Raw genomic sequence first — 24,477 nt, 5'->3', positions numbered from 1 at the left:
TCTGAGTTTTCTTACTCGTATTTAGGCAACTGCTTTGGCTGATTAACAACTTCTGGTGTAACAGTTACTTTTGGAGCTACCTTCTTAGTATCTTGAGCTAAGTTAGGAATCTCAACTGTTTTTTCATTAATTGTTGGGGGTGTGGTTGTAATAGGTTGGCTAACGTCTGAGTTAACACTAGCTTTTACTGTTTCTGGCCTTTCTACTACCTTATCTCTAGGCATTACTCGGCTCTCAGATTGAACAGTTTCACTTTTGACAACCTTATTCTCCTTAGCTTCAACAGGAGTTGTAGTTGCTTGTGTACTATGAGTCTTAGAGGTATTTAGAGCTGTTGTGTCTGCTTGAACTGGCTGAGGTACTTTCGTTACAGTGGTAGGTGAGGTTGTTGCTTCATCAGCGTGAATCTCTGTACTTGCTGTAGCTAGACTAACAACTGCTACTGTACCCAATAAAGCACCGCATAGGCTGCGGCACACTTTACTTTTCCTAAATCCAAATTTGTCCGTCTTTTTATAAAATGTCATGGCTTCCTCGTTTCTAAATTTTTGTCTACATCTTTAATCATCATTAAGAAATAATCCATGCTGAATACTCGGCAACGGATCAACCATATCATCACCATTGTCATAAACAATATGATTATCTAGCCCTAAATTGGTTATATTATCAACGGTACTATTTTTCAAAACAACAGTTACATACCGACATATGTCTGAAAATTCTAAATAATGAAGACGTGAATCCATAAAAAAGACTTTGATAGGCTCTTTTTGAGGAGGAATTTCGACAACAACTTTTCCATCATAGTGATGAATATATTTCGTATTCTCTATAATTCTTAAAATAGTATTAGATGAATCATTATGACCAATAGGTTTGGCTGAAAGGAATTCACTCATAAAAGAACCTCACATTACTTAACCGGTTTGTTAACCAGCTAACGAAATTTTAGCACTCCTCTAAGTACTTGTCAATGGCAAATGTTAAGTTAAAATCGTTTTCAGCAATAAGTTCTTTTATCTTTTTTTACATTAGAAAATATTTCAGTTTTTATTATTTCTAATTATTATCACAAAAAAACACCTCTATTTTCTGATTTTCTCATAAAATGTGGAAATGATCAGTTTATCATATCAACTCTAACCATAATTGTTAAAGACTACCCAAGGTATTATAAAAAGCCCTTGAAATACTTCAAAGTGCTTTTTATAGATGCATATGTAGGAACAACATGTTGCGAGTTAGTTATCTGGTAATAATTCTTTTAAGTAAACCGCTTCTACTTTAAAAGTATTATCAAAAGCATAACCATAAATATAGCCATCTATCATTGTTTGATAGGTAATATCTATAGATTTCCCACATTTATAGGAAATTTCTTTTTGTAACCATGCCTTATAAAATAATAATTTAGAATCCATATCACTACTAACTGATTCTCCTAGGTAGTTTTGGTAGGTTTGTTCTGATCTATCTTTGTATTTCTCAATATCAACCCCAGTTGAACCACTGGGAGCATAGGTTAGAATATGATAGTCACCAGAATTAGAGTAACTAATTTTCCCCTTTGGCAAACCAATTAAATAACTACTAACACTAGAAAAAGATTCCTGACAAATCTTATTGGTAAAACCTAACTTTTTTAAGCATTGGTACACAAAATAACTCCCTGTTAACAGTTTATCTTTGCTTACCTGTCTATTTGCTTGTTGATATCTCATCAACCGATCGCCAGATAAATTATTCTCCAATGTAGACTGCCTATTTTTATAAATCATAATATAGTTAACTTTGTCTTTTTCTGATAAAGGATTCAATTTCTGCCTCCGCTTTTTGTAAAGATGCCTCTGCTTCTTCTTTAATTCCTTGGCTTAGTCTTATCATATAACTTTTATAGATATCATAGTCTCTTTCAAGACAGCTAATTGCTTTACGTATCTCTCTTACATCAGGTTTCTTTACCAAATAAGCGCACTTTTCTTTACTGAACTTCTTAATATTCCAAAATTGTTCGTTAAAGAAAGGGATACCTATAAAGGGAATACCTTGTGCAGCCATCGCATAAACTGTTCCTTGCCCACCGTGTATAATAGCGAAATAAATCTCTTTATCTATGGTTTTAAAATCAATAAAATCAACTATCTCAATATAACTTCCTGGAATGTTTATAGCCTCACCACAGCTTGTCAGTAAATAATGATAATGCCTTGGTAATGTCTTTAAAAAAGATTCCACCCAATCTCGTTTAAATGAAGTACCAAAGCTGAGCAGTACAGTCTTATTGTCTTGATTAATTTGGCTGCATTTTGAAAAACCTACATTATCTATCAAAATAGGTCCTATCGTTTTATAGGACGAATCTTTATCAAATTCATAAAACAAAGAGTAATCTGTTACCAAGTTTAGATCACCAGTAAATAATTCTAAAGCATTATTAAAAGGTTTGCCACCATATTTTTTAATATAGTTATTCCACGTTTTAACATTTGTTGAATAAGTAGTGATTACTCTTTTGATAAAATCCTTTGTTTGAGGCTTACTAGCTTTACTTATCTTCCCATTAGGCAATATTCCTTCTGAGTTTTCAACAATTTCACTGATATGCGTTGCCCCTGAAATAATCCAAATTAATGGTATGCTTTCTAAACGACAACTTGTAACAATAGATAGACGGTAACCTGTCAATACAGCATCAAATTTTTCTTGGCGTAACAAGTCTCTTTCAATAGAACAGATGCGTTCAATTTCTTCTTCTGATAAAAAATTAAAGTCTGTTGAAAGAGAAAAGAAAGCATCATATCGCTTACTATTATAAACAGATTTATCTTCTACACAGTGGTGATAGCGATAAGCATCATTATTAAATAAAAATGGATAATAATTGTCTCCAAGGATATGAATATCATGTCCTTGTTCATATAAACAATTAGCCAGTTTTGATAATCTTTGGCTCTCTCCTAAATTCATCATGAAAGGAGCAAATAAAAATTTACTCATTTTATCACCTTTTTTCAATAATAGCAAAAGAGATACCACCGAAGATCGAATAAGATAGGACTAAATAATAGCCCTTTTCTATACTTTCATTAACAGTATAGTCCAGTTCTTCACCAGCACCATTAGATGAAAATCCAAACTGACCAGAAGCAAGGTTTGGCATATTATAATACTCAGACAAGTTCGCTAAGAAATCATAATCTGAACTAACTGCCTTCTTCCGCTCATTCCAAACGAAACCTTTGATATCTTTTATGGTTAGTCCTAAGTCTGATAATAAATTTTGAAGCGCAGCATCAAAAATAGTCATCACATCTGTGAATGTTTTATGGCTATATTTTAATTGTTTACTACCTAATATTATAGGAGAATTATCCAATGCTTGACGAGAGAGGACTTGTGCTGAACAATAATCAGAACCGACAAACATTTGACTATCATAGTTTAATTGTTGCCACCACATAAAACTCATGTCTGTCCACTGATTAGCAGAAACAAGAATCACATAGTCTAGATTATCGTTACGCATCATTTCCTTGGCATATTGTATACCATCAAGCGCTCCACTATTTGTCGAAATGACAGATAAAGGACCTGTTATTTTAAAAATGATAGAAAGCATACCAGCTGCTGCATTCATTACTGTAAACGGGAATCGTGAAGCAGAAACATGTGCATATCCTTCTGTTGTGATTTGCTTTTCAATACCTTCAACAACCTCAACTGGTCCAGAAAGTGTTGTAAATACAATTCCTACTTTTGAAGTATCTTGTTTTTTTAGATTAATATTGCTTTCTATTAGTGCTTGAGCTGTTGTTACGGCAACCATTTTGGAAAAATCATCCATTTTCCTAAATTGTGCTGGGTTGACAGTTTTGGGTGGTCTAGCCCCTTTAAAGCGTAATGCTTCAAAGTCGTTGAAATTACTAGCAACTTTTTCATAGGTTATAGAAAGTGATTCATTCTTAGAAATGGAAGCAACAGATGATAAGATAGCCATTTTAAGATTTTCTCTAGCAGGTAATGTTTCTAGAGGTGAATCTAAAGATGACAATAAGACACCACTATTATTTCCACCAAAAGCAAACGAAAAATTTAAAGCATTTCTTATTGGGTATTCTCTCTTTTGATGATAGACAAAATTTTCTGGAAAACCTTCTATCCCAATCTCATTTTTAGTTGCTGGTACAGTCTGTTCCTCTATTGCCGCTAAACAATTAATCAATTCGATAATACCTGCAGCCCCTAGAGTATGACCCGTTTGCCCCTTGGTACTGCTGATCAATGTCGTTGTCGGGAAAAACTTACCATACATATTTTTTTCCATTTTATCATTAGCTTGAGTACCTGTACCGTGACCGTTAATATAGTCAATCTCACTGTAGTCAATACCTGCTTGAGTCACTAGCTGCTTTGCAATCTGTGCCGCCCCTTCACCTGTTGGCTTAGGTGCTGTTATATGATAACCATCTGAAGTAATAAGACCACCGATAATTTTTCCATATTTAGCTAAGGACTGATCTTTGACAAGAACAACAAAACCAGCGCCCTCACCCAAATTGATTCCTTTTCCAGAAGAATAGGGCTGACATGCCATTTCTGTATTAATAGCTCCTAGTGATGTGAAGCCTGCTAAAGAAATATCACTTAACTCATCACAGCCACCACAAATAGCTAAATCACAATCGCCATCTTGAAGTAATTGTGTTCCTAATATTACGGCATTATTACTTGCAGAACAGGCGGTTGAAATAACATACGAAGCTCCCACAATATCATGATAAGCCATCAATTCATCAGCAATATGGTAAACAGATGCTTTTTCTAATAAACTAGCATCTACTTGACGCTCTCCTTCTTCAAATTGATACAAGGCATTTTGACCAGCACTCTTTCCCCCAAGTGAGGTCCCTAAACACACAGCAATATTATGATAAGCTTTTAAATTAACACCTGAAGAAGCAAGAGCCTCTTCAAAAGCGGTAAAAGCAAATTTAAAATTACGTGTCTCATCTTTGTATTGCTCAGGAACCTCTGGGTCACTAGTTATGCTTCCTGTATAAGATTCTAAAATAGAGTCGTGATTTTTATATAAATGTTTAGAAATTCCTTCTTTTAAGTCGAAGAGATGCTGTTTATGCTCGCTATAATTCTTTCCCAAAGAAGAAATAATTCCTATTCCACTAACATATACGCTCATTCTTTGTTCCAACTTTCTGGGATACAATAAGGGCTTGATTGTGTTTTCAAAATTTGGCCATCTTCTGTTACAAAAGTAACTCCTGAATGAGCATATGTTTGGTTAACAATCATCAAACCTAGGTAATTTTCCGAAGAGTCTTTCTCGTCTGCTATCCAAAAAATCTTTCCAACAATTTGGTCATCAAATAGCACTGGTGTTCCTGAAGCGAGTTTTTCCTTCGTTGAGAATCCAACACTTTTAACTGTTGCTGATCTGATGTGCTCTAACAAGCTATCGCGACCTCTAAATTCTTCCTTTGTGAAATCTAGATTCCAAGAATAACCTATTTCATATAAAGAATATTCTTCTTGTTGATAAATATCAGTAATGGGTTGTCCCACTTCAAACCTTAAATATCTATCAAGTTCATCCCCATACTCTGCTATACCTTCACAGACATCCGAAACAAAAGTAGCAAAAATAGAAGATGGTAGGAAAAATTGATAGCCAAATTCTCCAGAAAAACCAAATCTAGCAAGATAACCTTTCTCACCTTTATAAGTCATCTCTATCAAAGTACGAAAATTAAGTGTTGAAATATCATATTCATAAAATGACTGAGCAATTTCTCCCGAATATCTTCCTTCAATTTGCAGCATTTTATACTCGTCAGAAATATCTGTTACGGTATAGTCAAAATTGATGTTGTCTAAATAAGAATCCAAAGCTTTATGACTAGCCAACCAATATTTATCATCAAATTTGTAGAAAGTCACATCATCATAAACTGTTCCATCTTCATTGAGTAAAAAAGTGTAGCCACAAGTATCTGTATCTGCAAATACAATATTCTTAGGAATCACAAGGTCTAAGGCTTCTTCACATTCTTCACCAGTAATTTCATATAAATACCCCTCATAAACTTTATAACCTTTATCTGTTCTCAATGTATTATAAATAGTATTCATTTTTCTTCACACTTTCTATATTCTGTAATGCTCACATTTGTAGCATAAGGTGAGTTCCTTTTAAACATGCACCTTATTTTTAAATGATTGTTCTCTTTGTAAGAATAAAATATTCCATTTTTAGCAGAAATTAGTATATATTTATCATCGCTAGCTACATACAATACTAATTGTTGACTATTTTCCAAAACATAGGATTTATTATCATATTTGACATGTTCCCCTTGGCGGATTTGGACAAACTTTCCTCTAATTCGATAATCAAAAGAAATAGAATATAATTCACTGTCTCTTGGAATTTCATTCTTAGGCAAAACAATCTGATTATAGGCTAAAACCAGTTTGTGACTAGGATAATGCTTTCTGTTAGCTATCATTCTCTTGATGCCATAATCCTTCTCTTCTTCTAATGTTAGGTTAGAGATATGTTTTAAAAGGTCAGTTGCTGACGCTTGGTAGTTGCTGTCCCATATTGGCTGTTTTTTTAGATTGATTAACGCCTCCTCCGATGATGCTTGTGAAATCCTAAAATGATAAGTCAGTGGAAAAGAAAGGCTATCTGTATCAATAAGACATAAGGGTCTAAATTGCATTTGATTGCTGGCTTTGCCAGGAGGAGAATAGGAAATCATTTTATCTTCATTCGGGAGGTAATAATGGAATTGTCTATCTTCAAACTTATCTGCTCGAAGAAAATCATCATGCTCAATCGGGTAACTTCCTGGAACATTCACAAGATAACCTTCACTATCTCTAATCAACTGCTCTTGGCAGTGTAACTTGAAAGTCTGTTTCAATAATTTTGGGAACATCTCTTTAGCCTTTTGATTACATTTATAAACACAAGTGATTTCTTCGTCACTTGTAAATGTCATGATTTTCTCAATTAAAGCACCTTGATAGAAACATTTGATTGTAATGTGATTTTCTTCTTCTTTTACAACTAATTTCTTGTCCAAAGGTTGGCTAAAAATCAAAAAACTATCTTCAAGTATCTTTCTTTTCTGCTTTTCAAAAATAAGGCTGCCATTTGGAGAGATAAGTAAATCATAACCTTGAAAAGTTCTCTTAAGACAAATAGTTGCATCTCTATAATGCTTTTTTCGACGTTCCAGTTGAACATCGATATTACCATAAAGGGTTTCCACAGTTGCTTGAATGTAATAATAATTGGCAAAACGACTTAAAGTTAGGCTAGGGTGAGCCCTCGTTAAGTTTGCCAAGTGATATTTTCCAGTTTTAACCCGAACCCTCTTTACTTGTTCCGATAAAAAGTCAACTTGTAAAACATAACGGTTATCTAACTTAGCAATTTCCATTTGAAACAAGCTCATTTTTAAATAATAAGGAAGTGAAGCACTATCTTCTGCTTTAAATAATATTTCTTCATCAGAGACTTTGGTCCTAATTTCTGTCTCCTCTTCCAAGGGATTTTCAATTTCCTCCATAATTTGAAAAGTTGATATGTCGTATGTTTTACCATAATAATTCGAAATACGAAACGTATTCAATATCTTAGGGAGGTGACTACGCAATGATCGACAATGCAGTATGTCTTCATATGTCTTATCATACTCTTTGAAGCCATTCAATTTTGATAAAGCTAAGGAGGGTTTATTGTAGTTACTGATTTCGGTATAGATATTAGAAAACTTCAGTTTTGTTATCTTCTTTAAGATAGTTTTATATAGATAAGTGATTGCCTGTCCACTACGACTTTTCGAATCAATTAAAAGAAAACCACTAAAGCTACTATTCCAATCTAAACAACCATAGGTAATAAATTTAAAGAAAGCTGATGTTCCAATCAAAACACCATGATTTTTCAGTAAAAATAAATGTGTCACTTCTTTAACTTTTAACGTTAAATCAAGGTCATCAACAGTTAAAGGCCTACCGTCTGGAAATTGATAAACATGATTCCTATTAAATAAATGAACCACTTCAGAATAATCTTCTAAGGAAGCTTCAGAAATCTTTAATTTATTATCATCTTTCATTTTTTAACCTTTTTAATAATAAAATGAATTGCCAATAAAATAAGAATGAGGGCAATGATATAAATCAACATAAAGTGATTACTCAGCCTTTCTCCATCAGCATTACGCAAAACAACACCATATGATTCTTTATAGTTAGAGACAGTGGCTTCGTTGGCTTTGTCAAATACCTTCGCAATAGAACCCTTCATTAAGACCTGTTTCAAAAGAGAATTGATTTGAGTCAATGGAAACCATGTCATAACCTGTTGTAATGCTTTTCCTACCGAGCCAATTGAGAGATATACTCCTGAAATAAAACCAATAAAAGTCCCTACAATTGTGCTAAGAGTCGTAAAAGCTGAACTAGTATGAATAAAGGCTAAAATAGGTAAAATCATCGCCGCAGATAAAACAGTCCCTAAGGAAACGATCCCTAAAATAGTTAAATAATCCATAGCTGAATACTCTAGCAAGGAATTAAAGCCGTTAAAAATACCGATAGCAAAGATGCAAGAGAACATCGTCATGACAATACCAAATAAAACGGCAAATATAGCATAGGACAATTCAATTTTGATATTTGATATAGGACTGACCTTAAAATCTTCATTTAATTTTTTTTCTTTGTCGGACACCATAACTCCAAAGGCACCTAATGTACTAGTCATTGAAATAATAGTCGTCAAACCTGCAATGAGCCAATAATTAACCATGTGAATAGTATCACTGGATACTGTATTACTCCTCAATGCTGCTTTTATAGCATCTAATTGAATTTTTCCCAAGAAAATCTGATAGACCAAAATTAAGATAATAACTGATAAAAAAGACATGAAAAACGCTAACCGATCTCGCGTGTAAACTTTACGATTTCTAGAAATTAGTTCAAACATTGTTTTTCCTTTCTTTTTCTCTAAGCAAGTTGAGATACGCCGCCTCTAAGTTCGAATATTCAACATTAAATGTCTCAATAATAGATTTATCTTGATTGTCTGAGATAACCTGCATCATTTCCTCAACAGAAATATCCTTAAATACTATCTCCCTTTCTGAAAGGACTTGACATTTATTAACAAAATCAGCTATCGAAAGTTGGTCTAATGACTTTTCTGGTTTCAATACCACATTCAAGTTTGTTGTGGAATGTTGCTCAATAAAGCTTTTAATATCTCCCGAATAATAAATGTTTCCTTCAATAAGAACATTTAAAACATCACAAGCAGACATTTCTTCAAGATAATGAGTAATTAGTACAACTGTCATCTGCGATTGTTGATTTAGTTGTGCGATAGCATCCCATAAATCGCGACGAGATTGAGGGTCTAAACCAGTCGTTGGTTCATCTAATAATAATAGAGAAGGTTGTGGCAGCAAGGCGCGTGCAATATCAACTTTTCGTTTTTGACCTCCTGATAAACTGCCATATTTTTGTTTTTTTATTGCTGTGATATCTAGATACGTTTGAAGATCTTTAAGGCGATTACGTACTTGTGATTTAGATAAACCGTACAAAGCACCTCTAGAAATTAGATTTTCCTCAACCGTTAAATTATCATCTAAGCGATTACTTTGGAAGACAATACCAATGTGACGATAAAAATCTTTAATAGATAGAGGTTTTCCATCCACCTCCCACTTAATATCGCCTGACGTTTGCTTAAAATTTTGAATTAAAAGGTTAAATAAAGTTGTTTTACCAGCTCCATTAGGTCCAAGAAGGCCATAAAATTTTCCCTCTTCAAAGATGAGATTAATGTCTCTCAATGCTTCAAAAGAACCATATTTTTTTCCAATATTTTTGAGTTTAATTTCCATTTTCTGATACCAACATCCTTCCTGAGGCAACCTCTTTTTTATTCTCATCTCTAATAACGACTTGAATTTCTAAAAGATGCCCCAATTTTGATTGAGATTTACATGTAATGTTTAGCTGGTCTCCTGGAGTAACAATTTTCTTGAATTTGAAATTCTTCACACTGGCTAAATAACCTACTTTTTCTGCTATTTTCTCTGCTGTTAATTCATCAAGAGAGGGGAGGCTACCATCAAGTGCATCTAAAATATAAAGTAAAGCTGCAGATTGAGCTGCCATCTCAATCATCAAAACACCCGGAACTATAGGACGTTGTGGAAAATGTCCTTGAAAGTAAGGTTCGTTGATAGTAATATTCTTACGACATTCAATGATACCTTTTTTATAACTCTGCACTCTATCCACCATTAGAAACGGATAGCGATGAGGTAACATTTTTATAATTTCTTCACTACTTAGCTTGGTCATCTATATCCTCACTATTTTCAATCACAAAATCTGCTAGTCTATTTACTGATGATAATATTGAAATATCATCATCATTTAGTTCAACACCAAACGTTGTTGAAATCCCTATTGACAGTTCTAGGGCATCAATAGAGTCTAGCTCTAATCCACGACCAAATAATGGTTGATCATTCATAATCAGATCTTTATCAATATCCAACATTAAAGAGTCAATCAAAATACCTTTAATTTCATCAACTACTTCTTGACGTGTTTTTATTATTTTACGTTCTTCAGCCCAGTTAATCATTAATCATTCCTCCATCAATCACAATATTTTTTCCTGTAATATAGTTTGCCTTCTCACTTGCTAAAAAGCTTACGAGCCAAGCCACCTCTTCAGGTTGTCCAAACCTTTTTAGAGGAATAAGATGCTCTTTTAGCTCTTCTTTATTTTGCAATTCATTTGTCATATCTGTTTCAATGAATCCTGGACTTACACAATTAATCGTAATACCATCTGATGCAAATTCTTTCGCTAGAGTTTTAGTAATGGAAATGATAGCGCCTTTCGTTGCTGAATAGTTCGCTTGCCCTATCTGCCCTGCTATACCACTAGTTGAAGAAATATTGATAACCTTTCCCTGTATACGCTTAGCCTTCATGATTTTTAACACGGCTTTACTCATGTTAACTAGCCCCATAATATTTATGTTAATGACATCCATCCATTTTTCCTTAGACATCATCAAGAAAAAGCCATCTCTAACAATACCAGCATTATTAACTAAACAATCAATACCGCCATATTCTCTAAAAATTTTAGTCACCAATTTTTGTACTGCTTTTGCATCTGAAATATTGCATTTATAAACGTCTAATTTTGGTAACTCCTCTTGTAAAGCTCTTGCCTTAGCATCATTGCTATTATAAATAGCAATGACTTTGTAACCTTCTTTGTATAACTCTTTTGTAATAGCCCTTCCAATTCCTCTGGTACCACCAGTAACTATTGCTACTTTCATAACTGTTTCCTCCCCCTCTTTTTCATTTTTTGCAACTGACTAGAAATAAACCTATTAGGAGAAATATCAATAATCTCCGCATCCTTTTCTATGATAGTTTCCTTAATCGCACGCCAGTTAAAGAGATTGGTCCACTGATATAAAATTTCATCTACCAATTGATCACAATGAAAAATATAGTCATAGTCATCATTTTGCGAAATATCTAGGCTTTCAATCAATTGTTTATACTGCTCTTTAGATTCATTTAAAAAATCAGTATGATATGGTGCTTTTACGCCTAACTGCTTTAATTTATAAAAATAACCTTTGTTAGTCATCACGTCATCAAAGAAAGAACGGTTGACTTGATCCATAGCAATTACACCAGCTCTATCATCAGTAATAATAGCTAATTTTACTTTCTCAGACTGTTCTTTTAAAACATCCTTACTAAACATATCAATGTTTTCAACCATCAAAAGCCAAAGCTCTTCAGACACATGACAATTTTCTATAAGTTGGGCACGACGTTTAATAAAGTGAATAATGTTTTCAAAACTAGTACTACCACTAGCATATAACACATTGAAAATACCGGCGCTATGAGCTGAAAATCCTATCCCAGATACTATTTTTTCATCGTTTGTTAGCCAATCATTATATAAAAAATTTGCTAACATAGACGCATGAACATTGTCTAAACTTACCTTGTGGTTAATGACATCCATCATTAACTGATATGATTCTAAATCAGTTGCTTGTAACTTTGAAAAAAGAATTTCACCTTTTGGAGTTTTAACTAGTTGACAAAGGTGTTTTGACTGAACATTACCCTGTCCTCCATATATTATTACTGTTTTCATTATTCAATCCTTTCCATTAATAGTATTGGCATGTTATAATCAACGACACTGCCATCAGCACAGTACTTCTTGATTACTTTGATATCCCCATAACTTTTATATTCATAAGAAATTCCTAAGGTTATAACTTCCAACAAGGTTTCTCCCTTATGATATACACCACCTTCCGTAAGAAACTCAGAATACCTAATATTTCCAACCAGTTGGACTACTAATAGTAACTTGTCTTTAAGCCGCGTTTTATACAAGCCACATTGATTATCAGAACATTGTTCACACCTACTCAAAATATTAGAACGTCCCATATTATCACCTTCAACTAATCATCTTCGCTCTGATATCAGTACTGTTGGAAAATAAAATATTTCTAAACATCTACTTCAAACACTACTATGGACAAGCCGTGCATTGCCTTTCTTATGTTTTCTTCCTTTCTGTGTCGTCTGAAACTCTTTAAAATGAGGTCATGACTTAAGTGTTGAATTCACAAAATCATGAGTAAAACACTGCTATAAACATTAGTTTAAATTTAAAATAAACATTGTAAAAATTAATTATAAATTCACACTCTAATTAAAATATCATTATTATGTTAAAATAGTAACAAAGTATTTCATCTTTGTCAACACTTTCATAAATGACATCTGCTTTTTGCTTACCTTTTATAGACCAAAAAACGCTCTTAGAAAGCACATCTAAGAGCGTTTTTAACTTTATTTTGGTAAAGATATGGTAATTATTGTTCTATGAGGGACATTATTCTCAACACTAATAGTCCCTCTTCACCTGATATACTCCCCTTATAGTGGACAGTAAAAAAACAAAAATTCACTAGACACTATAAGGGGAGTATATCATCACTAACAAAGCTAAGTTAGTAAGCCTAAAACTTCTAAACACTCAAAAAAATTAATGGCTTGCCTTACTAATCAAGAACCCGCACTCTCATATACTTCTACTCCTTTATGCCAAAGTATTAGTGATACCATAAAAGAAATCAAGGAAATCAAGATAACCCCACCAATATTAAAATAGACATTTCTATCTTGTAAGAAGTAAGCAGCGGGATAATAAGCTGTAAAAGCAAATGGAATGACAAAACTAATGATCCAACGCAATAGATTATTATATATTGCGACAGGATACTTAGCAAAGTCATTAAACATATAAAAAATATAGATAACAGCACCAGATTGTTTGGTCCAAAAAGCGATACTTGACGTAGCAATCTTCAAGGAGGTATAAATCAAAGTTGCAAAGGGGATAATAAATATAAATAATAATACTTTTGGCACGATCCAGCTTATACTAGATACTGTGGTAGATAACAGAATAAAACCAACCAATAACTCCCCCAATGCATCTACTTGAAAGGTTTCAACTAGGACATGAAATAAAGGACTGATCGGCCTGGTTAAATACTTATCAAATTCTCCTTTTCGAATAAGCCTTTGACCAAGAGCCCACAAGTTATCAAAGAAAAGGTGATCAATTCCTTTTGGGAGGAGAGAAAAACCATAAATAAAAGCTATTTGCTGAAAAGTCCATCCTTCTAAAGAAGGGATATGTTGAAAAAGAACATTCAGAAATAAAAGATTTAGCCCTTGTGTTAAAAATACTCCTAAAACGCCTACAAAAAAGTCTATTTTATACTCCATGATTTGCTTCATGTATTGTTTAATAAAAATAAAGTGCATTCGCTGATATTTTGTCATCTCAACCTCCTTGGATAGTGATATGCGACTGTACTTTTTTCCATATTAATTGAGATAAAGCTACCATTACTATTAGCCAAAATATTTGTAAAAGTAAGGCTTGCACAATTTGACTGCCATCATATTTACCAATAATAATCATTACTGGTGTGTAAATTAAAGATGAAAATGGTAAAAATCCTAAAATATCAGCAACGATTTTCGGAAAAAAAGTAAGAGGAATCAAGCTCCCCGACATAAATGCGACTAACGAATTTTTTAACAGGTTTGACCCCCATAAATTTTTAAAAACAAATGCCGAGAAGCCAAAACAAATATTAAAAAAGAAGTTAATCAAAAAAGCTAAAATAATGCTAATAATATAAAATACCACTAACACTATAGCTTGAATCAAATCAGTCCCCAAGAAGAGGCGTACCCCCGTAATAACAAGCAAAAACGGTACCCCTATACTTAAAAAGATGAGCCATCTAGAACCAATCTCCATGAAAAGGTAGGAAGCAGCAAAGTGAACTGGACGTAAGAGTCGCATAATAATTGAACCGTCTTTTACTTCGTCACCTATCATAAATGAACTATCAGTTCTTGTTAATAAATTAGTCACAAAACTCATAATAATATAGAGAATCATATCTGACAGCTGAAAACCTTGGATTAAGGATTGACTTGAGGAATCGAAAACTGCTTTCCATAGATAAAATGCAACAAATGCTCCTATCACATCACCTATCCTATAAAGGATGAAATCAACACGATATGTGATTAATCCTTGGATTCCTGTACTAATAAAAGGTTTATAACGTCTCCAAATTCTGTTCATCCTTATAGCTCATTTCTATAGAAGCGACGAATGATATCTTCAATATCCGCATCTGTCATTTTAAGGTCACGTACAGAAAAATCTGCTAATGTCTGCTGAATTATGTCAGCAGTTTGGTAGCGAGAACTATCATACTGAATATCTAAAACTAAGTCATTACGTTTAATATTAATCTCCGACTTTCCAATTAAACTAGAGCTGATATGCTCTTGTCCTGGGCGCAAATCAAAAGAAAGAGTTTTCATCTTTCCAAATGTCTCTTTTAGCTGAGAAACTGTGCCATCAAATATTTCTTGTCCTCTATCAATCATAAAAATACGATGACAAAGTTGTTCAATATCACTGAGGTCATGTGTCGTTAGTAAAATCGTTGTCTCTTCTTCTTGATTAATTTGTGTGATTGCACGTCGGATATTATCTTTCACTGAAACGTCCAAGCCAATGGTGGGTTCATCTAAGAAAAGAACCTTTGGGTTATGTAATAAAGAAGCTGCGATATCCGCTCTCATACGCTGTCCGAGAGACAAAGTTCTAACAGGATCCTTTATAAAGTCATTTAGTTCCAAAACCTCATTTAAAAAAGCCATGCGTTTGCGAAATTCTTTATCAGGAACGTCATAGATTTCTTTTAACACTGTATAGGTTTCTTGTAGAGCTAAATCCCACCACAACTACGTACGTTGCCCAAAAACGACTCCAATATCCTTAACATAATTTTGTCGGTTTTCTTGTGGCAATTTGCCATCAATACGGCAAAAGCCCGAAGTTGGTTTTAAAATCCCAGTTAACATTTTAATTGTTGTAGATTTTCCTGCACCGTTCGCTCCAATAAATCCCCAAATTTGTCCTTTAGGCACATCAAATGTTAAATCTTTAACAGCTTCAAAGGTGTGTTTTTCAGGACGAAGAAATGATTGAAATGCTCCTTTTAACCCTGGTGCTTTAACGGTTTTTATAAAATTTTTCTGAAGGTGAGAAACTTCAATCATTGACATATTAATACCTCTTTTACTCAACAGTATTTTTATAGCTTAAATCAGCTCGACAGTTAGATTATTAAACTATAATAATGATTAACAGCTATTTATTATAGCACAATTAAAAATTCAATGCAAACGTTTTCTTAGATGGTGTTACTGCTTAATATTGAATAAAAAAGAAGGCCAACTTAGCCTTCTTTTTTATTCATGTGATTTAGAGACGTTTCTTATACCTTCTTTTCCTAAACGAATGACGTATTAAAAGCATTAAAAAGAAAGAAAATACAAAGTAAAAGACTAAGTGGAAAATCTTATTAAGGAACATAAATTTTTGATAATATTCAAATGCTTTTGGTGCCACGTGACTAGCATCACTATAGACTTTGTTATTCATAAAAAGCACCATTGTATCATGCGTCTTTAGATCTGCATAACCAAAACTTGAATACTGGAAAAAGGCCCCATTAGAATTAACTATACGACCATGCATGTAAAGCCCACCATAATAATGTGATATCGCATCATTTTGATGTTTGGTATATTCATCCGTTGGGAAAAAGTACCCTTTAGAAAAAGACCGCATCAACACCCAAAAGTTCAGCGGAGTTGTGAAAAAATCTCCAGCTCCATATGCTGTGGATACTTGATTAAAGATATTAATTTTATTTAACTTGCCGTTCTTTCGCATTGGGCTAACTAAGTCATGATTAACAACTGATTGGTAACTTTGGGTATCATCTAATCGCAAAGGATTTTTTATCACATCATCAACAAGTTCAGCGTAGGTCCTTCCCGTAACTTGAGTGGCTATACCTGTTAGGAAACTAAAGTTGATATTAGAATAATACCACGATTTCTTATTAACAAAGTTATAGTGTTTTAAGCAAAATTGTAATTGTTCTCTCTCATTTTTTAGATAAGGAGACACCTTAACACCTTTTTCTCTTAACCCACTCGTATGGGTCAACAATTGGTGGATGGTAATACTATTACTACCTTTTACTTGGGGAAAGAACTGAGACAATCGGTCGTCTTCACTCAAGACATCTTGATCAATTAATCTTTGGATAATAATTCCTGTCATGAGTTTTTGGAGAGAAGCCATTGGAAATAATTTATTATTTTCAATATCCGTTTCAACTTCCCCACGGTTAATCCCATGCGAGATGGTAATCGGTTTACCAGTATTATCGCTAACAATCATCATTCCATTAACATTATTTTTTCGCATAAAGCGATGCAATAAAATCGGTGTAATATTCCCTTTATTTTCTGGAATAAAAAAGAAACATGCCACTGAAATACCGGTGGCGATTACTGCTATAAGAAAGAGAGATAGGAGCGATTTTAAAAATTTACGTACCATAAATAACCTCCTTAATATCATAACACAGGGCTAAATTATTTCAAAGACATTTTATATATTCTAGCAAAAAATATGTTCGTCGCTAATATTATTTTCAACTCCTATCATTGCTACCTCAATATTTCCTTTTAGATTCTCACTATGATCTTGATAGTTATAACTCTTCTGATAAGTACGGATTCCTAAAAAAACTTGGTAATTCTCTTCAGTCACTTTAGCCTTCTCAAAATTTTCTGTTTCAAGATAAGAAGATATCGCTTCTCTATAAAAAACATTATGAAACTCTATCAACTCCTCCTGCTTTACTTTCAAGAGAAGCAAGCTCACCATTTCTTTACCCTGTTTAAAACACTTTCTCTAGTGTCACTCCAATCTTTTAAACTGTTTTTAGGACATTTTTTAAAGACAGAGATAAGGTTATCAATGTCCTTGAATCGCCTTATTCAAACACCAAACTTGAGCAACCAATAATCTCATCAAAATCATCAAGCACAAACATTTAGCTTTAGAAACTTTGAATATTTTAAAAAGAGAATTCATATCACTTTGAATATCAAAAAGGAGAAAACCAATTTGGTTTTCTCCAGAATATAATTTTTCATCAACCCACTACAGTTGACAAAGAGCCAAAAAACAAGGAATCAATCAAGAAATTTTGATTGATTCCTCGTTTTATGCTTATATGAGATACTTTAAACAAATTTTTTCAATGAGATCCAACTATCTAGTGACTCCTCGATATCCTTTTATATCTCTCACGATAGCTTTGAGGAGTAAGTACTATTCCATTCGTTTTACCTATAATTTCACCAAATGCATACATACCATATCCTATATAACGGCTATCGTTTTAAGAACAATTTATTTATGTTGGCAGAAAATAATAATAGGAAGCAGAAAAATCCAATAATATTCAAGAGAAAAAGTATAGGTGATAGCTCTCTAAAAAAATTTGATATTGAAACTATAAGAAACCCTGTAGATACGATAGTTGAAACAACCTTTTTCTTATCCATATTAATAACCACCCCTTAAAACAATTTCATATCCTATATACTTTGTACGCATAACGAATCCCTCCTAAATTATTTTTTTGTCTGTTGCAACCCTGACAAGTTAGTGTAGCACGAAAAAACGATTATATTCTCAAAATCTTATCTTCTAGCTGCTCAACTTCTTCTTCAATACGAGGGTCTTCATCATTCTTAGTGTTAAATAAAGCGAGATTGGATCAACCAGTGTCACGTTAGCCTCTCCAAGCTATTTATTTTTCTAGTAATCAAAGGGATTGGTTCATAATTCCAAATCTCTAGCCGATGACTTTGAAGGATGTATAGTTGAAGACTTGATTCGAAACTTTTGTATCTTTTCCTTGAAATAGTATAGTCTCCGTATTTTTCCGAATCATCAAGCAAGCCTAGATATGATAAGTCTTTAAAATAAGTCGGTTAAAATAATAGCTCTTGTTTTAATTTTTGAAAATCCTTATCACTTATAATCAACGCTTCTCTAACTGGACTATCTATTAGATCTTTGGACTCTTCAAATATCATATTTTTTGGCTTCGCAAATTGGTAAGATTTCTGTTTATTATGAAGCCATCCACGCTCTTTAAAATTTCTAAAGCAACAATATAAGTTTTAGAATAGAAAGATCGGTTAGCTGACTTACTTCTTACATATCAATGATTAAACCTTTAGTATGTAATAATAAGGTAATCAATAACTTTTGTTCAGTCGGAGACAACCGATTATCAAGTTCAATTTTTTTAGTTAATTTAGAATATAGAAAACCTAATTGTGGGATAAGAGCATTTTCTTGATAGTCAAAATAAGACTTCCCAACATGCATTAACTTCTCCTTCTGCTCATCAGATAGCTTATTAAAAACTAGAGTAATGCCCATTTCAAACTATTTTTAGATAGCTTGAGCTTGTTTGACAAAGTTATCTAAACGACCTGACCTTTTTTCTTTAACCAAAGGGAGGTGGAATCCTAACAGTTAAGATTGAAAATTCATATCGTCGACGAAAAACAATTAGAAGTTCTAGAACTATTAGCTATATTTGAATTTCAAAATGGAAAGCACTTAGGATACTCTTGATTTTTTAAATATCCATATTTAGCTCCTACTATCATTATATTTGCATCTTATCAAACATAATGATAATATGCAAACTTTTCGATAAAATGGACAAATACGATAATAAATATTTCATTTGTTAGTATATCCTCACTTTACTTGGTCATATAAGCAAAATTCATGGTACTATCTGTAGATGTAATGTGACGAAAGATATAGTTCCGTAGCCTATATACGAACCATAACTACTTTCCTAAAAAGAGAGAATAGTACCTTCTTTTGGAACTGTATCAGTTTCACCATCTAGTCTTTCGGCTGTTCCAACCCAATCCTGACCATTTCCCATTGAACTGGTAATGGTAATCTTCTCACCATTTCAACCTTTGAGTTTCAGTCCCACTGATTAATTCGTGCCGCAACTCCCCAAGTACATTTGCTATAAGCATAACCCATGACATCATCACCGCCCGAAATCGAATCATTACGGACACTTTCTAGTGCCTTTGGATCATTCTGGGCGGTTCCCCTTTTGGTTGACTAAAGCTACGATCGACTTGGTAGTACCACCCCGTTGCGCTGGTTTGGTGTTCAATGAGCTTGTCCCCAGAATTCCCCTCCCAATGGATGAGAACTCGTGAATCCTGTTTTTCCATATATATTTTTCCTCCGTAAACTAAAAAAAGAGAACACTCTAAAAATGTTCTCGTAATGCCAGAAATTTATCTGACGTATCTATTTTTTTGTCTACGCAAGCCACTTCAAAACAAACGGTCACGTCAATATGTTTTTTAATACCTTTTTTATGTTAAAATCACTCTTTTCAATAAAGACAAAATGCTTGAAAAAGTGCTTAAAATAAAGGATTTTTACCCTTTGCTTCGTTGTAGCAACGCTACGCACTCCACATGGCTGGTATTATCAGCCATTGGGTAATCAGCCTCTTTGAAGTTAGCTTCATCCACAATTGTCGTTTTTCCTGAATTTTGAACGACCACAACATAAGTCTTAGGATCAAGTACGTAAGCATTCGGCGCTTTCGTTTCTTTAAGGTCATAAAATCCAGGTTTAAGGTTGTCAAAGGTAAGGGTTGTCCGACCGACTGTCGTCTCTTTGCTGACAGGAATGAAATCTCCTTGTACTTGATGATCTGCCGCTACTGTTGTGCGTTTAGACAAGGTGAAGGTCGCACCTACTAAGCCTTCTTTAGCTTCGTCAATCTTGTTAATGCTGAACTTCCTGCTCTTTTTATCCGTAACCGTCAAAATCGATTCCGGAATTTGTGACTTAATCGTTGTCCCAATAGCTTGAATCTGAATGGTGTAGTTTGCATTAATAGGTGGTGTAAATAAAGTGCTGGAGTTGTTAGACCAAGCTACCTTAATATTATCTGCTGGAAAAAAGGCGCCAAAAGAGGATGATAGAACTTTTGGATCTAAATATCTCGATCTATCACTATATGGATCGCGCGCCACTAAAAGATAAGGAATAACTCCTAATGGCTTCATGATATCAAAGCTAGACTGACTTTGAGGTATAAAAGTTTTCTCAGATGAGCTCCGCTATTATAACGACCTTTATCAGCTCATACTCTTTCATTTCTAAGAAAAGCGAACAACTGAATTCTTTAGCTTCATAGATGATAACGTAACAACTGGCAATTCTGCTTTTAAAATGGTCTTTAGGACCTTCATGAAGTACAAAACTTACATCACAAACGCCCTCAGCTATCCCTTTCCAATGCCAAATTAGAAGCGACCAACAAGCTTATCAAAGACATCAAGCGACAAGCCTTTGGCTTTCGCAACTTTAAAAATTTTAAAAGCAAAATTCTCATCGCTTTGAACATCCAAAAAGAGAGAGAACCAAGCTGATTCTCTCTCGTTGTTAATGATAAGTCACCCATTACAGTTGACAAAGAGCCCATATAAGGTGTACAGGTCAGAAGGGTAACATAATCTTTATCCTCTTCAATGCTCACGGCATCCAATTGGCTAGGTTCAATCACCATGATACGATCCACTTGATAAGCCAAGGTTTCTTTCAGATTGGTAACATAAAAATAATCACCTTTTTTCATCTTATCCAAATCCGCAAACAACCGAGCAGCTGGCATACCTCTTTGACCGCTCAAGACCGCATGTGTAGAAGCCCCTCCAATCGGCAAACTTATCCCTTCTAGATGACCAACTCCCCGTTGCAGATTGTCCTCTTCTGAACCAGCGTAGATTGGTAAATCCTGATTGATTTTTGGAATCATCACATGGTCAACCTGCTCTCTGACTTCTAACATCCTAGCGTATTCAGTCCACCCTGCCTTTTTTGCTCCTCAGAATAAGAATCTCTCAGCACAGATTGAGTCGACTGACTACTTGTTCCAGAAATACTAGCATTGTAGGCTTTAGCCAGACCTAACCGTCGTTGAATCTCCGTACGGTCAATGGTTGTAACTGTTCTTTTAAAGGCATTAATATTGGCATGAGAAGCTTGATAATAACTAATCTGACTGACAATAGGGAAAGGCCAAAACTAGTCATTTTCTATTATTTAATAATTTCAACGACACCTTACAATTGTTTACGACGGAAAGAACAAATGGTAAGTATCATAAAAGTAGAACCAACTAATATATAGACAATTGTACCAATTCCCCCTGTTTTAGGAAAAACACCTGGTGGGCGTTTGGGAGTGTTGGTAATAAGATGTTTACCATTTCCTTCAAGATACCCGATTTGATTTTTATTAGCATTTGGATCTGCTTTCAGGTTCGTAACTTCTCCATTTTGAATTGTAAATGTCACAACAGGTTTCGTTTTAACCTCTATATAGCCATCTGGACTTGAAATTTCATATAATTTATAGTTACCATCTTGAAGTGCTTTAAAATAAATTTTACCATCATTCTTTGTTGTAACATCACTTCCCTCTGGAACAAATTGCTTATACCCAGAAAAATCTTTTTCTATCTGAAGTTGAAACTTAGCTCCCAAAAGCGATTCTGAATGTTTGTCTTTATTAACTTTAATAAATTCAACCTCACCCATTTTCTTCTGATTACTGATGGTTAGTACCGGAAACTCACGAACATCACGAATTTTGGGAATTGGGAAATCACGAATAGTATTTGGTTCTTTTTCACTCTTCGGACTTAGCGTTGTACGATTATTTGTATTGTAAAATTTGTTACTTATATAGTTATCTTTTAAACGTACATCATAGGTAAGAACTACTTTTTGTCCACTTCCTAAGTTCAAATGATTGATTTTGATGGTTTGAGATGTCTTATCATAAGTCACTGTAACATCTTTTAAAATTCCCCCATCACTGTTTGGTCCACCAAGAGCCACACCATTTTTTAATTGACTGCCATCATTTCCAACCAAAACGTAATCATCATGTGTAAAACTTTGACCATTTTTTAATTGGAATTCAATCATCTCTCCCATAGGATCAGTCACATTTCCATCAACAATAGAATGTTTTTCCTCAACAATTGTTTTAAAGTATTTATTTAGCTCATCATAAATTTTATTTGTATCATCAACATTAGTATAATTTTCTGTTTTACTTGATATTGATTGCATAAATTTCTCAGCTTCAAGAGGAGTTGCACCAGGATCTCCGTTTACACCAATCCCAACAGTAAAAATGTCATAACCTTTAGGTCTTATATTTCCATTAAAGTATAATGTTGTTGGCTCACCATGAGTTTTGATTTGTTTCGTTGCAGAAACTTTCTTTGTCTTAGGATCAAATGGATAGACCCAGTTGTAATCTCTCCAATAGAGATAAATATATCCACTATTAATTGCATATCCCTCATTACTCATTACAGAGAGTTGATTTTGCGGTACTCGATAAGCTGCTTGTGTCGTTCCTCCAGTAACAGGAACTTTTCTATCCGAAAACAGTTTAAAACTCTCTCCATCTCCTTTTACTATTTGATAATCATCACCATTGATTATAAAATCCTCTTGGAGAATACCACTTCTATCTGGTATTTTATTTAAAAAAGAATTAAACTGGTTTTGGTAAGATGTTGATATATAAGGATTAAAATTTATGGCATAAGACATCGTAGGGACACCATCAGTTACGTGAAAAATAAGTTTTTTTCTAGCATTAGAACTTTGTGTCTCTAAAATTTCATTTGCTTTCATTAGAGCTTTTTGAGTAAATGTCGCACCAAATTGATAGAGCGTGCGATCCCCATTTATATGCTCCGCTTCCTTTGGAATTCTTGACTTTAGAATATTAACTTCGTTAGCATCATTTGTTAAATTTAAATAACTGTAATTATGTGTAGTTGCTGTAAAAGTAGTTTTATGATAATCCCATGATACACTATCATTCAGCGCTTTACCATTTTGATCGGCAACTCCCTTTGATACGGTCGCTTCAGTACCATCAAAAATGGTTGAGGCATATGTCACAAGAGCTACTCTATTGTCTTTATTTGATGTAATTTTATCAATCAGCTTTTCAACTGCTTCCCCAGCTTTTAATGCTCTTTGAGAATTATTGGCTCTTTCATTATTCATACTATTTGAATTATCTAATAGCACAACGACATCTAGTGGTTGATTAAGTTCTTTCGTTTCAACAGTGGTTTTACCCTCAACAGTTAATTCAATTTTATATTTATTCTTATCGAGATCATTGACCCCTGTAATTTTTTTTGATAACCAACCTTCAGCAATCTCTCTTCGACCATCTTTTCCATTTATTGGATTCAATGCTTTGTATTGTTCACCAACTTTGGAACCCTCTACATTAACTAATGGGTAATTTTCTTTTGTATCCTCATAAATAGCTGATTTTGGATATTGGGCATTCAAAACTTCTTTTCGTTTCTCTGCTTTATCTGCATCCATACCCTCGATTATTGTTGCTCCGTTATCTGCAACTTTAACTTTCCAGGTTTTATCAGTTTTTTTATAACCAATTGGTGCTGTTTCTTCTCTTAATGTGTAGTCTCCAGGTTTTATGTTTTCAAAGGTTGCTTCTCCAGAACCCTCTACCGTTTCGTGACTTGTTTCTGACTTATCATTGTCATTTTTTAACACAAAAGTCGCTTTGCCTAATGGTGTAGCATTGTCTCCCGTTTTTTTAACAATTACTTTTCCAAGTGCTTGATTGGTATCTTGGGTTTCACCTTGTACCAATATACCAAATGGAATTTGGGACAGGATTAGTAAAGTAACTGATAACCCTCTCCATATTTTTTGTCTCTTTTTCATTTTTCTCCCTTCTAG

Annotated in this window: 22 protein-coding genes and 5 pseudogenes; 3 read left to right on the top strand and 24 right to left on the bottom strand. The window is 33.8% G+C overall.

What is annotated here, in order from left to right; translation table 11 throughout:
• Positions 1–11 precede the first annotated feature (11 nt).
• The 19 genes and pseudogenes from A6J68_RS04965 to A6J68_RS04870 all read right to left on the bottom strand — a co-directional run bounded on the left by A6J68_RS04965 (position 12) and on the right by A6J68_RS04870 (position 17,473).
• Positions 12–527 (bottom strand): putative cross-wall-targeting lipoprotein signal domain-containing proteiin, encoded by a 516-nt coding sequence (locus tag A6J68_RS04965; protein WP_000145149.1) that lies wholly within the window; start codon positions 525–527, stop codon positions 12–14.
• 33 nt (positions 528–560) lie between these two features.
• Positions 561–902 (bottom strand): hypothetical protein, encoded by a 342-nt coding sequence (locus A6J68_RS04960; RefSeq protein ID WP_001288731.1) that lies wholly within the window; start codon positions 900–902, stop codon positions 561–563.
• Positions 903–1,244: 342 nt separating this feature from the next.
• Positions 1,245–1,820 carry a hypothetical protein gene (locus A6J68_RS04955; protein ID WP_001068960.1) on the bottom strand — a complete coding sequence of 192 codons (576 nt, stop codon included), beginning with the start codon at positions 1,818–1,820 and terminating at the stop codon, positions 1,245–1,247.
• Complete coding sequence (cylJ, locus tag A6J68_RS04950; protein ID WP_000033001.1) at positions 1,789–3,000, bottom strand: glycosyltransferase CylJ; 1,212 nt, start codon at positions 2,998–3,000, stop codon at positions 1,789–1,791. Before cylJ ends, A6J68_RS04955 begins: the two co-directional genes overlap by 32 nt.
• 4 nt (positions 3,001–3,004) lie before the next feature.
• Positions 3,005–5,200, bottom strand: a complete 2,196-nt coding sequence (locus A6J68_RS04945; RefSeq protein ID WP_000118223.1) for a beta-ketoacyl-[acyl-carrier-protein] synthase family protein — start codon at positions 5,198–5,200, stop codon at positions 3,005–3,007.
• The gene (locus A6J68_RS04940; RefSeq protein ID WP_001092618.1) at positions 5,197–6,150 is read right to left on the bottom strand and encodes an aminomethyltransferase family protein; all 954 of its coding nucleotides are present in this window, start codon (positions 6,148–6,150) and stop codon (positions 5,197–5,199) included. Before A6J68_RS04940 ends, A6J68_RS04945 begins: the two co-directional genes overlap by 4 nt.
• The gene (locus tag A6J68_RS04935; RefSeq protein WP_000650743.1) at positions 6,147–8,150 is read right to left on the bottom strand and encodes a hypothetical protein; all 2,004 of its coding nucleotides are present in this window, start codon (positions 8,148–8,150) and stop codon (positions 6,147–6,149) included. The genes A6J68_RS04940 and A6J68_RS04935 overlap by 4 nt, the downstream gene beginning before the upstream one ends.
• Complete coding sequence (locus A6J68_RS04930) at positions 8,147–9,025, bottom strand: ABC transporter permease (RefSeq protein WP_000462408.1); 879 nt, start codon at positions 9,023–9,025, stop codon at positions 8,147–8,149. The genes A6J68_RS04935 and A6J68_RS04930 overlap by 4 nt, the downstream gene beginning before the upstream one ends.
• Complete coding sequence (locus tag A6J68_RS04925) at positions 9,018–9,947, bottom strand: ABC transporter ATP-binding protein (protein WP_000403526.1); 930 nt, start codon at positions 9,945–9,947, stop codon at positions 9,018–9,020. Before A6J68_RS04925 ends, A6J68_RS04930 begins: the two co-directional genes overlap by 8 nt.
• Positions 9,937–10,413 carry a 3-hydroxyacyl-ACP dehydratase FabZ gene (gene fabZ, locus A6J68_RS04920; RefSeq protein WP_000164166.1) on the bottom strand — a complete coding sequence of 159 codons (477 nt, stop codon included), beginning with the start codon at positions 10,411–10,413 and terminating at the stop codon, positions 9,937–9,939. The genes A6J68_RS04925 and fabZ overlap by 11 nt, the downstream gene beginning before the upstream one ends.
• Complete coding sequence (locus A6J68_RS04915) at positions 10,397–10,702, bottom strand: phosphopantetheine-binding protein (RefSeq protein WP_000611493.1); 306 nt, start codon at positions 10,700–10,702, stop codon at positions 10,397–10,399. Before A6J68_RS04915 ends, fabZ begins: the two co-directional genes overlap by 17 nt.
• The gene (gene fabG / locus A6J68_RS04910; RefSeq protein ID WP_000861303.1) at positions 10,695–11,417 is read right to left on the bottom strand and encodes a 3-oxoacyl-ACP reductase FabG; all 723 of its coding nucleotides are present in this window, start codon (positions 11,415–11,417) and stop codon (positions 10,695–10,697) included. The genes A6J68_RS04915 and fabG overlap by 8 nt, the downstream gene beginning before the upstream one ends.
• On the bottom strand, positions 11,414–12,262 hold the full coding sequence (locus tag A6J68_RS04905) for a hypothetical protein (RefSeq protein ID WP_000859501.1): 849 nt from the start codon (positions 12,260–12,262) through the stop codon (positions 11,414–11,416). Before A6J68_RS04905 ends, fabG begins: the two co-directional genes overlap by 4 nt.
• Positions 12,262–12,567, bottom strand: coding sequence for a hypothetical protein (locus A6J68_RS04900; RefSeq protein ID WP_000533775.1), 306 nt, complete (start codon positions 12,565–12,567; stop codon positions 12,262–12,264). The genes A6J68_RS04905 and A6J68_RS04900 overlap by 1 nt, the downstream gene beginning before the upstream one ends.
• 624 nt (positions 12,568–13,191) lie before the next feature.
• Complete coding sequence (locus A6J68_RS04890) at positions 13,192–13,977, bottom strand: ABC transporter permease (protein WP_000170563.1); 786 nt, start codon at positions 13,975–13,977, stop codon at positions 13,192–13,194.
• 1 nt (position 13,978) lies between these two features.
• Positions 13,979–14,797 (bottom strand): ABC transporter permease, encoded by an 819-nt coding sequence (locus tag A6J68_RS04885; protein WP_001080088.1) that lies wholly within the window; start codon positions 14,795–14,797, stop codon positions 13,979–13,981.
• 2 nt (positions 14,798–14,799) lie between these two features.
• Positions 14,800–15,792: pseudogene (locus A6J68_RS04880) on the bottom strand (ATP-binding cassette domain-containing protein).
• 199 nt (positions 15,793–15,991) lie between these two features.
• A complete protein-coding gene (locus tag A6J68_RS04875) occupies positions 15,992–17,143 on the bottom strand; it encodes a serine hydrolase domain-containing protein (protein WP_000251790.1) in 1,152 nt (383 codons plus the stop codon).
• A gap of 60 nt (positions 17,144–17,203) precedes the next feature.
• Positions 17,204–17,473 carry a hypothetical protein gene (locus A6J68_RS04870; protein WP_000254085.1) on the bottom strand — a complete coding sequence of 90 codons (270 nt, stop codon included), beginning with the start codon at positions 17,471–17,473 and terminating at the stop codon, positions 17,204–17,206.
• Between A6J68_RS04870 and A6J68_RS11620 the strand changes: the two are divergent.
• A pseudogene (locus A6J68_RS11620) lies at positions 17,423–17,737 on the top strand (transposase); the annotation flags it as partial. The gene A6J68_RS04870 and the pseudogene A6J68_RS11620 sit on opposite strands and share 51 nt — an antisense overlap.
• Positions 17,738–18,010: 273 nt before the next feature.
• A complete protein-coding gene (locus A6J68_RS11615; protein WP_014959742.1) occupies positions 18,011–18,178 on the top strand; it encodes a hypothetical protein in 168 nt (55 codons plus the stop codon).
• 639 nt (positions 18,179–18,817) lie between these two features.
• On the opposite strand, the gene A6J68_RS11420 is transcribed toward A6J68_RS11615, so the two are convergent.
• From A6J68_RS11420 to A6J68_RS04840, 3 genes and pseudogenes are all read right to left on the bottom strand, one after another.
• On the bottom strand, positions 18,818–19,048 hold the full coding sequence (locus tag A6J68_RS11420) for a hypothetical protein (RefSeq protein ID WP_001865548.1): 231 nt from the start codon (positions 19,046–19,048) through the stop codon (positions 18,818–18,820).
• Between the two features lie 433 nt (positions 19,049–19,481).
• Positions 19,482–19,854: pseudogene (locus A6J68_RS11610) on the bottom strand (CHAP domain-containing protein); the annotation flags it as partial.
• A 237-nt stretch (positions 19,855–20,091) separates the two neighbouring features.
• Positions 20,092–20,697: a prealbumin-like fold domain-containing protein gene (locus tag A6J68_RS04840; protein WP_070469324.1), complete on the bottom strand. Its 606-nt coding sequence runs from the start codon at positions 20,695–20,697 to the stop codon at positions 20,092–20,094.
• 70 nt (positions 20,698–20,767) lie between these two features.
• Here A6J68_RS04840 and A6J68_RS11605 point away from each other — a divergent pair.
• Positions 20,768–21,113: pseudogene (locus tag A6J68_RS11605) on the top strand (transposase); the annotation flags it as partial.
• A gap of 33 nt (positions 21,114–21,146) precedes the next feature.
• Here the strand turns inward: A6J68_RS11605 and A6J68_RS04835 are convergent.
• Together A6J68_RS04835 and A6J68_RS04830 are read right to left on the bottom strand one after the other, a co-directional pair.
• Positions 21,147–21,742 (bottom strand): annotated as a pseudogene (locus tag A6J68_RS04835) (class C sortase); the annotation flags it as partial.
• A 47-nt stretch (positions 21,743–21,789) separates the two neighbouring features.
• The gene (locus tag A6J68_RS04830) at positions 21,790–24,462 is read right to left on the bottom strand and encodes a SpaA isopeptide-forming pilin-related protein (RefSeq protein ID WP_001868236.1); all 2,673 of its coding nucleotides are present in this window, start codon (positions 24,460–24,462) and stop codon (positions 21,790–21,792) included.
• Positions 24,463–24,477: the final 15 nt, after the last annotated feature.

The sequence above is a fragment of the Streptococcus sp. 'group B' genome (assembly GCF_002073795.1).
Taxonomy (GTDB): Bacteria; Bacillota; Bacilli; order Lactobacillales; family Streptococcaceae; genus Streptococcus; species Streptococcus agalactiae.
The sequence above is the reverse complement of the archived record's forward strand: the minus strand, read 5'-3'. Positions and strand labels throughout refer to the sequence as shown.